The following is a 12518-nucleotide window of genomic DNA, read 5'->3' as shown; positions in this document are numbered from 1 at the left end:
GTCACCGGGTTGCATTCGTTTTTTAGCATATTGAGTAATGAAACTGTCACCTCGCATGAAAGGGAGTCTCAGCAGAAAGGTATTAGCTTTTTTCTACAGTATTTTCAGGCGAAGCCGATATTTCAAGGGTACTTCACAGCAGTTTTTTCGCCTTACCCTCGATTCTTTTCTTGTTCAGCTTAATCTGACCCAGGATATTCCGTTCCTTTTTGTTGCTGTAGGCGTTGGTCTTATGACCGGATATGTTGCCGTCATTTTTCACGATGCCATCATGACGATCAGCGCCATCAGTTTTACCGCTCTTCGATCTTTTGACAAAGCTCCATTTATCGACAAATACTGGATCTTCTTTCTTCCCTTCATACCAGCAGCAGGGGGGCTATTTGTCGGCCTCTACAATGCATTTATTGTAAAAGCACGGCCCGGACATGGTCTTGCTTCAGTGATCAAGGCTGTTGCCCAGAATGATGGTGTTATTAACCGGAAATTGTGGATTCATAAAAGCATAACCTCTGTTTTGAGCATCGGTACGGGAGGTGGCGGTGGACGTGAAGCTCCGATTGTTCAGGTTGGTGCAGCAATCGGTTCTACGGTAGCTCAGATGCTTCGCTTTTCGCCGAACAAAACCCGTACGCTTCTCGGCTGTGGAGCAGCAGCCGGTCTTGCGGCCGTTTTCAATGCTCCGATTGGTGGCGTCATGTTTGCTATCGAGGTACTACTTGGAGATTTCAGTGTCAAAACATTCAGTCCCATTGTTATCGCAGCAGTTATCGGAACTGTCCTTTCAAGAAGCTTTCTCGGGAACTCTCCGACTTTTCAGGTTCATGAATACTCCCTTGTATCAAATACGGAACTCCTTTTTTATTGTTTACTTGGCATTCTTGCAGGGCTCTCGGCTGTTATGTTCATCAAGATTTACTATGCAATTGAGGAGTGGTTTGGCAGAATCGAAAAACGATGGAAGATCCCCATATGGGCCATGCCGGCTATTGGTGGCCTCATGAGTGGACTGATCTGCATGTGGCTTCCCGGACTCTATGGATTTTCTTATGAGGCCATTAATCATGCTGTCAATGGTCATGAAAGCTGGAGCAACATGATCGGTATCTATTTTCTCAAACCGGTTGTTGCCGGTTTCAGTATTGGTTCCGGAGGCTCGGGAGGGATGTTTGCACCAGCCATGAAAATGGGGGCCATGCTCGGAGGGATGTTTGGTACGCTTGTGCATATGTTGTTTCCCGCAATAACGGCAACCTCAGGAGCCTATGCTCTTGTCGGTATGGGGGCGTTGACGGCAGGAGTCATGAGAGCCCCGTTGACCGTCATCCTTATTCTCTTTGAAATAACAGGCCAGTACGAGATTGTGCTACCGATCATGTTTGCTGCCGTAACCTCCTCTCTTATTGCACGGCTTGCCTACCGCCATACCATGGAAAGCTATGTCCTTGAAAAGGAGGGAGTCAGGGTCGGCTTCGGCATTGCCTTGTCGGTTGCCGAGCATATCAGCATTTCCGAAGTCATGAAAACAGACTACGTACAATTCAGAGATTCAGAGAGTGCGACAAACATGATTGATGTATTCTTCAATACACCTGAGTCAACTTTTCTTGTCACCAATGAGCACAGCTTGTTTTCAGGTATTATCAGTCTCAATGAGATGAGAATTCTTCTCAAGGAAGATTTTCTTGTGGGATTGATTGCCGAAGATATTGTAAAAAAAGATGTTCCAGTGCTCTATGAAAGCTCAAAGCTTGATGAGGCGCTCAAGCTTTTTGAGATCTCCGATTATGACCTGTTGCCGGTTCTTGATTCTGGTGAGGGAAAGCTGCTTGGAGTGGTTCGTCAGGAAGAGGCTTTTGCGTATTATCGCAAACAGGTCAATCTCTATGGGTCTGATCAGTATGAGAGTCATAAAAGCTGATACCACAATGGATCTCCGGTACAGGGGGAGGTATCATCAGCCATTTGTCTCCTGGCAATTTCTTTGGCAACACTCTTTTTTTGAGCAATGATGTATATCGGTAATGCACCAAACTTCATGGGTAAAAATATTGCAGCTCAGGCAGATGTAGAGTGTCCTGATTTTCTGGCGTAAGTCTCTAACGATGCCTTGCCTGTCCTTTTGCCAATATCCGTTGTTATTATGGTTACTATTGTTTTGCTTATAGTTGTCGTCGGTTAATAATTATAAACACTCAAGCCTCATGAAAAGCTTTTTTGATGCTGTCAGGAATGCAGAAAAGGGATTTGTTGTCAAAAACGCTGTTTTCCTGCCGTTTCACTGTGAAATTATTTCTATCTGGATTGGCAAGGAGATGTCGTTGCTTGCAGTTCCGGAGCTGATAGTTGATCTTTCGGAGAGCGATCTGTTAGCGGTCAGAGAGGGGGAGTCGTATACCAATATCGTGTTCAGAAAATGGAACGACCTTTCAAAAGAGCTCGGTCATCATAAAGGTCACATCATTCTGAGGGCAGCAGAAAAAGGCGCAGATATCTTCAAAAGTGAAAACATCCATTACATCAGAATTGGATTTCCGGATCACCAGAAAGAGATTGTTTTTGAAATTATCGATGATCCTTATGATCTTTAGTAACTCTGCGGAGCAATAAAAAAAGAGATACCGTACAGAGGTGAAGAGCCGCTCAAGGTAACCACATCAGAATGGGATCTCAAACAAGCTGGTTGCTACATGAGATTCTGGGGATCGACATCAATACTGAACAGCACTCCTGAGGAGCGGAAGCGGGCGATGATGTCGTCGCTCATCTGCTTGATGAATGGTGGTGAGAGTTTGCCGTCGAAGAGTTTGACGAGGATATGGTAGCGATACCGGCCTCTTATTTTTGCAATACCGGCAGGTGCCGGCCCAAGAACCCTACCTTTTTCTGCTGGTAGTTGCAATTCAAGACTTTTTTTGCAATAGAGCGCCGCCGCTTCAGCCTGATTTTCTTCTTCTGCACTGCATTCGAATTTTATGAGTCGGGATGCAGGAGGGTAGTGAAGCTCCTTTCTTAGAGCGCTTTCCTGCAGAAAAAACTTTTCATAGCTCCTCTCTTTCTGCAAAAGAGCGGTAAAAACATCGTTTTCCATGTTATAAACCTGGAAATAGACTTCACCCGGCAGGGAAGAGCGTCCTGCACGTCCGGCCACCTGGGTGAGCAGGGAAAATGTCCTCTCTGAAGCCCGAAAGTCCGGAATATTCAGTCCGATATCAGCCATCAGAACCCCGACAAGAGTGACTGCCGGAAAATCAAGCCCTTTTGCAACCATTTGCGTACCCAGCAGAATACGGGCTTTGCGGTCGTGAAATTCTTTAAGAATTCTGCCATGAGAGCCTTTTGCGGAGGTGGTGTCGACATCCATGCGGAGAATTTTTTCTTCAGGGAAGAGGGTTTGCAGCTCTTCTTCAATGCGTTCGGTGCCACTGCTTTTATAAAACAGATTAGACGATGAACACTTCATGCACGATTCCGTGAAGTGAATGGCGTGACCGCAATAGTGGCAGCGAAGCTGTTTCGGGGTCGCATGGTAGACCAGTGGGATATTGCAGAAGGGGCAAAGAGGGATATGACCACAGGCAAGACAGAAGATGCTGCCGGCAAATCCTCTTCTGTTTTGCAGAAGAATGACCTGTTCATTTTTTTCAAGACGAAGTGCAATCTGACTGTAAAGGAGTTCTGAAATGGATGCTGAAGCTTTGGGACTGCCTTTCATCCAGACAAGCGTGATGGCGGGCATGGTTGCTCCATCAACTCGTTCCGGGAGATTGATAAGGGTGTACTTGCCCTTGACTGCGTTGTTATAGGATTCGAACGAGGGTGTCGCTGATCCGAGTACGCAGATCGCCTTGCTGAACATTGCCCTCATGATTGCTGTATCGCGAGCATGGTAGCGGGGATTACGATCCTGCTTGTATGCGCTGTCATGCTCTTCGTCAACAATGATTGCTCCGAGGTTTTCAAGTGGAGCGAAGATGGTTGAGCGGGCGCCAAGGGCAATTTTTGTTTTTCCGAGGCGAAGACTATGCCAGGCATCATATTTTTCCTGGTTGCTCATGGCGCTGTGCAGAATGGTGATGTCATCATGAAAATGTTCACGAAATCGGCCTGCAGTCTGGGGGGTCAGGGCTATTTCAGGTACCAGCACAATAGCCGTTTTTCCTGCTGCAAGAACTTTTTTCAGCAGTTCGATATAGATCAGGGTTTTTCCGCTTCCGGTCACTCCGTGAAGCAGGAAGGTCTTGTATTCCTCCTGGGTAACAGCATGAGTCAGTTGCTCAAGAGCTTTTTGCTGTGAAGCCGTTGGTGTTTTTGTGGATTGTGGAGTTTCCGAAAAGCCTGTCGTGAAGTGGCTTGTGACAGCCATTTGTGATTTTTCAACAAACCCTTTTTTTACAAGGGCATTGAGCGTCTCCCTTGAGCTGCCAATGGTTTCTGCAAAAGCAAAGGTGTTGCCGAAAGAGGCCAGAATTTTGATGGCTTCAAGCTGTTTCGGGGAGTTTTTCAGGCTCTCTTCTGCGTTTTCCGGTAAGGATAGACTCAGCCGATAACAGCTCTTTTGTTTGGCTTTTGTGGATGAAAACCTTTTTGTGAGCTGCAGGTGCCCGCCCCGCTCAAGTTCTGAAAGGGTGCGATAAAGTTGTTTCCTGCCGATGCGCTGCTGCAGTTGATGAACAGTAAGTCGTTTTTCCCGAATCATCAATTGCATGATGGCACGCCGAAGTGCCGTATTGATGACTTTTGGCGCTTCGGCATTAAGCGTAAAATGTTTGATTTCAACGACATCATGAACCGTTGTACGGACTGCTGCGGGCAGGGCGGCCATCAGGGTGTCGATTCTTCTTGTGAGATAATAATCGGCCATCCATTCGGTAAGTTGCATCAGAGCCGGGTTCAGGACTGGACGTCCGCCATGGAGTACGTCCAGGATCTCAATGGTGGGCACCTCTTCACTTTCGAAGGGCATGAGAGCCAGAATGTAGCCGATCGCAACTCGTCCGTTTCCCTTTTTTGCTGAAAGCAGAACCATACATCCGGGCAGGATGTCCTGTTTCAGAGAATCGGAAACGGTAGCAACAAAAGGTTCTCCCTGGAATAATTTGTCTGCGCCTGTCAGTACTTGCATGATGGTGAATTAAAAAAAGCCAGTAACTTCGATACTGACTTTTTTAATTTCGGACTCTTTGATTGGTTGATTTTTCAGACCATAAGCGCCTCAAGAATCCTGTCGCGGATATCCTCTACCTTTCCTTTCCCTTCAATTTTGAAGTAGGTGGGAGCGTCAAGATCACCGTTGTGTGACAAATCAAGGTAGTAAGCGATCAGCGGTTCGGTTTGAGCGTGATAGATTTCAAGCCGTTTTTTTACGGTCTCTTCCCGATCGTCCTCTCTTTGGGTCAGGGGTTCTCCGGTTTCATCGTCAATATCCACTGTTTTTGGTGGATTGAAGCTCACATGGTAGGTTCTTCCGGAAGCAAGGTGTACACGACGACCACTCATTCGCTCGATAATCTCTTTATCCTCAACATCGATTTCAACAATATAGTCGATGTGGATACCATCTTTTCTCAACGCTTCAGCCTGGGTAAGTGTGCGCGGAAACCCATCGAAAAGGCATCCATTGGAACAGTCACTCTTTGTCAGGCGCTCTTTGACGAGAGCAATAATAATTTCATCTGAGACGAGTTGACCACTGTCCATTACTTTTTTTGCAGCGACACCAAGAGGCGTTCCAGCTTTTACCGCTGAACGCAACATGTCGCCAGTCGATATCTGAGGTATGCCGAAGGTTTTTGAAATATAGTTTGACTGCGTTCCTTTGCCGACCCCTGGTGCTCCCAGTAGAATAATTCTCATCAAACTTGTGCTTATAGGGTTTTTTTTGTTGTAACAATCATGATTTTTGGCTTTTGCGGCCTTGTTTCCTCAGCGGTCACACTCTCTGGGGGGGCGCTTGCTGCTGATTCATTCAGCATTTCATCGCCTGAAAGTGAAAGCGGTGAGGCGGTAAGAGTGGTTTCATCATGTTTAGCGGCAGGCTTGAGCTGGATTGTCTGTATAGCAGGTTTTTTTTTGAATTCAATTGTTGTGGCTTTGGCATTGCCAGGAGAGGGTTTGTGCTGTTGCAATTGCGCATCATTAAAAATCTGCTGCGAAGCTGCTGCAGATCCTTTCGTATCCAGAGAGCGATATTGGTAGTCCTCTTCGGTAATCAACTCTGTTCTGTATTCGAAATCCATTGCACCAAGTATCATCCTGATAGCCCTGCGACTTTCGCCAAGGTCTCCCCTCGACTCGATATTGGTTTCAGCCTTGGCATTTACTGTAGTGATGGGGTGACCATTGATATCCTTCTCCTCAAGCAGTCCGAAGGTAACGTTGATTTTCATGCCGAAGAGGATAAACGAGCTCACATCAGCACGAATGGCAGTCATGCCGCCGACGGTTGTTTTTTCGCTAATCAGGTTCCAGCCGATCCAGCGCTCAATTTTATTGAGAATAAACTCCGAGATTTCGTCGATAGGTTTGTCGTACCGACGTACTCTTAATTCACTGAAAACAGGCTTTTCCGAGGTGTGCGTTGCATTGGTGGTAAGGCCATGATATGCTTTGGTAAATTCACTTCTGAAAGGAATAAAATCGATCAACTCCATGATTCTTAAGACGGTTAGAGATTATTGCGGGTTCTGCATGCTGGCTGTTGCCAGTTGGCCGCATGCCGCATTAATGGTTGTGCCGTAACTTTTTCTGATCGTGACATGCAGTCCTGAATTAATAAGGTATTGCTGGAACATGTCTCGGGTTGCACTGTAAACAGGCTTGAATTTAATATTAATGATTGAATTGTAATCAATCAAATTTATTTTGCATAAAAAGGTTTTTGAAAATCGTGCGAGCATTTTTGCATCATCCAGAGAGTCGTTGATCCCTTTGAGGAGCAGATAGACAATGGTGACGGGCATTCCTGTTGACTGAGTGTATTCAGACAGTGCCGTTCCCAGTTCTTTGAGCGGGTATTGCCGGGAAGCAATGGGCATGAGTGATTCCCGTTTCTGTTGATCGGCAGCATGAAGCGAGACTGCAAGTTTTGTTTTCATTCCCGATTTTCCAAGTCGCTGGATTTCCGGGATTACTCCAACTGTTGAAATGGTTATTCGTTTCTGTGACAGGCAAAAACGGTAATTTCTCGTGCTGAGGGTTTCGATAGCCTCTATAACGTTACCAGTGTTCAACAGCGGTTCACCCATTCCCATAAAGACAATGTTGGTGAGGCTTTTGCCGGGCTCTTTTGCGCCGACCAGTTCGTTAAGCGCGTAGATTTGACCAGTAATTTCACCAGCAGTGAGATTACGCCGGAACCCCATTTGTCCTGTTGCACAGAAGGGGCATTGCAGCGGGCAACCAATCTGTGACGAAACACAGGCAGTTCTTCGGTTCTCCGTTGCAATCAGGACGCTTTCCACCCTGCTTTTGTCCTGCAGTTCCAGCAGAATTTTTTCTGTCGGACTTTCGCAATCCTCTTCAAAGCACTCCTGATGCTCAACGCGCTTTAACGGGTGAATTGAAAAACTTTCAGAAAGCTTTTTGCGCAAAGCGAGACTCAGGATGGTCATCTCCTCAAAACTTGCTGCATGGTGGCTGAAAAGCCATTGATGTATCTGGGTAGCCCTGAATGCTGGTTCCCCAAGCAAACTCAATGCCTGCTGGAGTTCTGTGAGGGTCAGATCCGTTATATTTTGCTGTTGCTCGCTCATCGAAAGAGATATTATTTATAGATAAAAAAAGGTGATTGATCAGGATGTTCCGGAACCACCAGCGGTGGCTCAGGTAAAAAAAGTGCGGACAGCAGGTGTCTTTGCCTTTCCTTTACAGGGGAAGGTAGTTCATCCTGAGAATTATGCATACAAAATAAGCTTCTTCGCGCAATTTACCGGAAAGGAGTTTTATAAAGCATACCTCTGGCGCCGTTCATCCCTCCTCCAATGAAGATAAAATTCCGGATATCGAGCAAACGCAGATCAGCGCTGATAAACTGAGCCCGCTGGTGTTTTTTGTACAGGGCATTTTTTTCTTGAGAACACGGTTGCAGTAGGCCGTTTTGTACCGAATGCCTGGGAGACGTATAACATGCATATTGGAGAGGGGCGGGAACAAAAAAAATATTCTCCCTGTTTTCTCTTTTTATCTTTTATCTTTGTGAACGTTCCCCGCGTACACGGAACGGACAGTCAACGGGGAGAAAAGCTCGGAGTGAGCGCTGATTTTTTTTAAAATTACAACCAACTAATGATAGTACCACAGTATGGTCGGACGCTTAGTGCCGAGGAATGGTCTCCGGTCATCGATGCGCTGCTTGAAGGTCAGCATTTTGTTCTTACAACTCATGAAAACTCTGATGGTGACGGTCTTGGCAGTGAGGTTGCACTTGCAAGGGTGCTGAAGGCGATGGGCAAAGAGGTTGCTATCGTCAATCCAACGGAAGTCCCTCCGAATTACCAGTTTTTAAAGAAGCTCTATCCCATAACCCTTTTTGACAAGAAGAGCGAAGAGGCTATTCAGGAGCTTTCGCTCTGTGATGTTGTTGTGCTGCTTGATGCCAATCTGCATGACAGGATGGGCTCGCTCTGGCCTCATGTCAGTTTTGCCAAAGAGCTTGGCGCACTGAAAATCGTCTGTGTTGATCATCATCTCGAACCGGATGATTTTACCGATGTCATGGTGTGTGAAAGTTATGCATCATCGACTGGTGAACTCGTTTATGGTTTGATTTATGCGCTCCAGGAGCGATTGGGTCGTGAGCTGTTTACCCCGGAAGTTGCCGAAGCGCTCTATGTTGCTGTCATGACGGATACGGGCTCTTTCAGGTTTCCCAAAACGACTCCCTATGTTTATCAGCTTGCCGGAGATCTTGTGAGCAAGGGGGCTGATGCTTCGGAAATTTATGACCGAATCTACAATTCGTTGACGACCTCGGCGCTTAAACTGCTTGGCGCTGCCCTGAGTGCGATCACCATTCTTGATGATGGTGATATTTCGTGGTTATTTATTTCGCAGGATATGATCAAGGCTACCGGAAGCAAATTGTTCGATACCGATCTGATCATTCGTTATCTTCTCAGTGTTCCTTCGGTTCGTGTTGCGGTGCTGATTGTTGAGATGCAGGATGGCAGAACCAAGGCGAGTTTCAGGTCGCGGGGCAGGATCTATGTCAATCAGTTTGCAAAAAAATATGGGGGCGGTGGCCATATGAATGCCGCAGGATGTCTTTTTCAGTTCTCTTCTGACAAGGCTCAGATGGTATTGCTTGAAGATCTGCGACTGTTCCTTAAAAATCAGATAGATTAAATGTCATATTGTTAATATCGATTGGTTGAGCTATGAAATTATCAGTAACAAAAAGTGATCTTGCCAGTTTGGAGTGCGAGTTTCTTGCATTGCCGTTCAGCAGTGGTGAGCTGAAAAAAGAGGCCGGAGAGAGGCTTTCTGCGTTGGGGATTGATCAGCAGGTTTTGAAAGATTTCAAGGGAGATGCAGGCGAGCTTGTTGTTGTCTATGGAGAAGCTGAAAAGTGTTCAGCCGTCAGGATTGCACTGCTCGGGCTTGGAGAGAAGGTAACCCTTGATGACTGGCGTAAGGCCGCAGTTTCTTTGTCCTCCAGAGCTGTGGATATGAAGATTGGAAAAATTGCTGTTGATTGTTCGGGTATTGCAGCGCTCGCAGTTGTGACGGGGCAGAGTGTATCAACGCTTGCTGCCGCTTTTGTTGAGGGCTGTTTTGCGGGCTCATATCGGTTTGATCGTCTGAAAAGTGGTAAACTCGATAAAAAGGAGGCTGGCGAGAAGTCGAAAGGGATTGACGAGCTTCTTCTGAGTGTTGAGGATAGCGCCTTTGAGGAGAGTGAGAAGGGTGTTGCCGAGGGAGAGATTCTTGGTTCGTGCCAGAAAATGGTCAGGGATATGGTGAATCTGCCAGGGAACTATCTGCATGCAACGGATATTGCGGAAGCGGCAGCGGAGTCTGGCAAAAAATATGGCTATGATGTAACTGTCTTTGAAAAAAAGGAGATAGAGGCTCTTGGTATGGGTGGCCTGCTTGCCGTAAATAAGGGCAGTCATCATCCTCCGACGTTTACGATTCTTGACTACAAGCCCAAAGGAGAGGTCAAGGCCGTTGTTGCCCTTGTCGGGAAGGGGGTTACCTTTGATTCCGGCGGCATTTCGATCAAACCATCCGAAAACATGGGTGAGATGAAGTCTGATATGGCAGGTGCGGCCAGTGTGTTGGGAGCGGTTGAGGCTGCAGCCCGTCTCCGCCTTCCCCTGCACCTTATCGGGTTGATTCCGGCTACCGACAATATGCCGAGTGGTACGGCACAACAGCCAGGAGATGTCATCACCACCTATTCAGGTATTACGGTGGAGGTTGGCAATACTGATGCTGAAGGCCGGCTGATCCTTGCTGACGCACTCTCCTACGGGAAAGAGAAGTATAAACCGGATGTGATTATTGATGTTGCAACGCTGACTGGCGCCTGTATTGTAGCTCTTGGTTATGCTGTGGCCGGTTTTTTCAGCAACGACGACAAGCTGGCGGATGCAATTTATCAGGCAGGTCAGCAGTCGGGTGAAAAGGTTTGGCGTTTGCCGCTCTGGGATCTTTATGCTGAGCAGATAAAGTCGGATGTTGCCGATGTTAACAATACTGGAGGACGAGGTGCCGGGACGATTACTGCAGCCAAATTTCTTGAGAAATTCATTGATGGGCATAAAAATTGGGCACATATTGATATAGCCGGGCCATCGTTTGCATCGAAGAGTGCAGGCAAGGTGAACGGCGGAACAGGTTTTGGCGTCAGCCTGCTTGTTGAGGTATTGAAAAAATGGGCTTGAAAGAGAGTGTTGCATAATGAACATGTCGGCAGTACATCAACCATCTGAACTATCATGAAGGACGTATCGCAAAACCCTGTAGTGATCATTCCCGGTGTGCTTTTCTGGGATAGCCTCTATGACACCATGAAAGAGGTGCTTGCTGGGTATATTTCCAAAGAGAGAGTTGTTGTTGCTCCGGTAAATCTTCTTGACTGGATAGGATTTCCTCCATCACCCGAAAAATCAACGAATGGGGTGATGAAGGCCGTTGACCGGGCTGTCAGGGCTATGAAAAGGAAATTTCCCGATGAGCCGGTGACACTTGTGGCTCATAGCGGCGGGGGTACGGTTGCGATGATCTACCTGCTTGAAAAATCTTTTCAGGGTGATGTTTATCGTACCGGAAATCAAGTCGGAAAGCTGGTTACCCTTGGAACGCCGTTCCATACGCATGAGTATTATGCCAAGATAAAGACCGATTTTATTTTCCGGCATCTGCAAAAGGATTTTTTTGAGCGTTGTCGTGTTGTATCTGTCGTCAGTGATAAGTATCATGGAAACCATCAGGGAAGTTTTGTCGAAAAAATGTGCTATAAGTTTTATCAAAGCGTTCAGGAAGATGGCAATGTAAAGGGGGACGGCATTGTTCCTGCAAAAAGCTGTTTTCTTGAAGGTGCTGAAAATGTTACTATTGCAGATGCAGAACATCTTCCAACACCGCATACCAGATGGTATGGAACAAAAGAAGGGGTTGAACAATGGATTCAATGGCTGTAAGGGATAGCCGGATCAGGGTTGCCGGGATTGTTTTTTTTGTCTTCATCTTGATTCTGTCGTCATGCAATCAGGAAAAGCAAAAGCAGGATCCGCGGCAGGAGCATGTCGAATCAATGATGGCTATTCTTGCCCAGGTTCAGAAGAATCTTGGCCGGATTCAGCAGAAAGAGGCTGTTGTTGAACGCCTTTCTTCCGGAATTGAGGGTCGGGACACTGCAACTGTGGAGGAAATTGGCAAGGATATCGCGGCCAGTATCCGGTTTATCGATTCTTCGCTGGTTGCAAGTAAAAAGCTTATCCGGAAACTCGAAGAGGAGAACCGTTCGTCATCCTATCGTGTCGATTCTCTTGATCGGCTTGTTTCCGAGTTGAAACTTGCAATAAACGCCAAGGACAGGGAGGTCAATGCGCTCAAGGGCCATGTGCAGAAGTTGGACAAGCAGATTTCATCATTGCTGACAACCGTCGATGTCCTTGACGAGTTTATTCAGGATCAGGAGGTTCAGCTCTACACAGCCTATTATATTTCCGGTACCTTTGATGAACTTGTGACCAAAGGGGTCCTGGTTCGTATCAATCCACTTGAGAAGTTGTTCGGCAGTGAGTATCGGCTTGCTTCCGACTTTAATATCAGGCTGTTCAAAAAGGTTGATATCACAGAAACAAGAGATCTCTTTTTTGACAAGCCGCTCAAAAAACTGAAAATTATAACACCTCATACCGTCGGTTCTTATGAACTTGTCGGGGGGAAGACTTCATCACTGCTTCTTGTTCGTGATGAGAGCGCTTTCTGGCAAAAATCACGCTGTCTTGTGATTGTCATTGAGGAGTGACGAGATACTACTGTACCTTTTAATCATGTTTGCATTT

At 46.6% G+C, this 12518-nt stretch carries 11 protein-coding genes; 7 read left to right on the top strand and 4 right to left on the bottom strand.

The annotated features are described in order from the left end of the window. Positions 1–37 precede the first annotated feature (37 nt). The 3 genes from AC56AD_RS07640 to AC56AD_RS07630 all read left to right on the top strand — a co-directional run bounded on the left by AC56AD_RS07640 (position 38) and on the right by AC56AD_RS07630 (position 2591). Positions 38–1921 (top strand): chloride channel protein, encoded by a 1884-nt coding sequence (locus tag AC56AD_RS07640; protein ID WP_012508251.1) that lies wholly within the window; start codon positions 38–40, stop codon positions 1919–1921. Between the two features lie 87 nt (positions 1922–2008). Beyond that, positions 2009–2095, top strand: a complete 87-nt coding sequence (locus AC56AD_RS07635) for a sodium:proton antiporter (RefSeq protein WP_223294029.1) — start codon at positions 2009–2011, stop codon at positions 2093–2095. A 109-nt stretch (positions 2096–2204) separates the two neighbouring features. Further along, a complete protein-coding gene (locus tag AC56AD_RS07630; RefSeq protein ID WP_012508250.1) occupies positions 2205–2591 on the top strand; it encodes a hypothetical protein in 387 nt (128 codons plus the stop codon). 95 nt (positions 2592–2686) lie between these two features. Here AC56AD_RS07630 and priA read toward each other — a convergent pair whose 3' ends face one another. The 4 genes from priA to rlmN all read right to left on the bottom strand — a co-directional run bounded on the left by priA (position 2687) and on the right by rlmN (position 7754). Continuing rightward, positions 2687–5125: a replication restart helicase PriA gene (gene priA / locus AC56AD_RS07625; protein ID WP_012508249.1), complete on the bottom strand. Its 2439-nt coding sequence runs from the start codon at positions 5123–5125 to the stop codon at positions 2687–2689. A gap of 74 nt (positions 5126–5199) precedes the next feature. Next, complete coding sequence (gene adk, locus AC56AD_RS07620) at positions 5200–5856, bottom strand: adenylate kinase (RefSeq protein WP_012508248.1); 657 nt, start codon at positions 5854–5856, stop codon at positions 5200–5202. 11 nt (positions 5857–5867) lie between these two features. After that, positions 5868–6653, bottom strand: a complete 786-nt coding sequence (locus AC56AD_RS07615) for a hypothetical protein (protein WP_012508247.1) — start codon at positions 6651–6653, stop codon at positions 5868–5870. A gap of 21 nt (positions 6654–6674) precedes the next feature. After that, positions 6675–7754, bottom strand: coding sequence for a dual-specificity RNA methyltransferase RlmN (gene rlmN, locus AC56AD_RS07610; RefSeq protein ID WP_012508246.1), 1080 nt, complete (start codon positions 7752–7754; stop codon positions 6675–6677). A gap of 532 nt (positions 7755–8286) precedes the next feature. Here rlmN and AC56AD_RS07605 point away from each other — a divergent pair. From AC56AD_RS07605 to AC56AD_RS07590, 4 genes are read left to right on the top strand one after another with little or no spacing between them, the layout of a single operon-like run. Then, positions 8287–9345, top strand: coding sequence for a DHH family phosphoesterase (locus AC56AD_RS07605; RefSeq protein WP_012508244.1), 1059 nt, complete (start codon positions 8287–8289; stop codon positions 9343–9345). 32 nt (positions 9346–9377) lie between these two features. Beyond that, on the top strand, positions 9378–10889 hold the full coding sequence (locus AC56AD_RS07600; protein WP_012508243.1) for a leucyl aminopeptidase: 1512 nt from the start codon (positions 9378–9380) through the stop codon (positions 10887–10889). A gap of 54 nt (positions 10890–10943) precedes the next feature. Beyond that, the gene (locus AC56AD_RS07595) at positions 10944–11648 is read left to right on the top strand and encodes an esterase/lipase family protein (RefSeq protein ID WP_012508242.1); all 705 of its coding nucleotides are present in this window, start codon (positions 10944–10946) and stop codon (positions 11646–11648) included. Continuing rightward, positions 11630–12481, top strand: coding sequence for a biogenesis of lysosome-related organelles complex 1 subunit 2 (locus AC56AD_RS07590; RefSeq protein WP_012508241.1), 852 nt, complete (start codon positions 11630–11632; stop codon positions 12479–12481). The genes AC56AD_RS07595 and AC56AD_RS07590 overlap by 19 nt, the downstream gene beginning before the upstream one ends. Positions 12482–12518: the final 37 nt, after the last annotated feature.

This window comes from Pelodictyon clathratiforme, from assembly GCF_982375515.1.
Note: the sequence above shows the minus strand (reverse complement) of the source record. Positions and strands in the feature narration are given on the sequence as shown.

Bases quoted from the DNA above. Each gene is read 5' to 3' on its own strand.
- AC56AD_RS07640 (WP_012508251.1), top strand. From the start codon at position 38: ATGAAACTGTCACCTCGCATGAAAGGGAGTCTCAGCAGAAAGGTATTA.
- AC56AD_RS07635 (WP_223294029.1), top strand. From the start codon at position 2,009: ATGATGTATATCGGTAATGCACCAAACTTCATGGGTAAAAATATTGCA.
- AC56AD_RS07630 (WP_012508250.1), top strand. From the start codon at position 2,205: ATGAAAAGCTTTTTTGATGCTGTCAGGAATGCAGAAAAGGGATTTGTT.
- priA (WP_012508249.1), bottom strand. From the start codon at position 5,125: ATGCAAGTACTGACAGGCGCAGACAAATTATTCCAGGGAGAACCTTTT.
- adk (WP_012508248.1), bottom strand. From the start codon at position 5,856: ATGAGAATTATTCTACTGGGAGCACCAGGGGTCGGCAAAGGAACGCAG.
- AC56AD_RS07615 (WP_012508247.1), bottom strand. From the start codon at position 6,653: ATGGAGTTGATCGATTTTATTCCTTTCAGAAGTGAATTTACCAAAGCA.
- rlmN (WP_012508246.1), bottom strand. From the start codon at position 7,754: ATGAGCGAGCAACAGCAAAATATAACGGATCTGACCCTCACAGAACTC.
- AC56AD_RS07605 (WP_012508244.1), top strand. From the start codon at position 8,287: ATGATAGTACCACAGTATGGTCGGACGCTTAGTGCCGAGGAATGGTCT.
- AC56AD_RS07600 (WP_012508243.1), top strand. From the start codon at position 9,378: ATGAAATTATCAGTAACAAAAAGTGATCTTGCCAGTTTGGAGTGCGAG.
- AC56AD_RS07595 (WP_012508242.1), top strand. From the start codon at position 10,944: ATGAAGGACGTATCGCAAAACCCTGTAGTGATCATTCCCGGTGTGCTT.
- AC56AD_RS07590 (WP_012508241.1), top strand. From the start codon at position 11,630: ATGGATTCAATGGCTGTAAGGGATAGCCGGATCAGGGTTGCCGGGATT.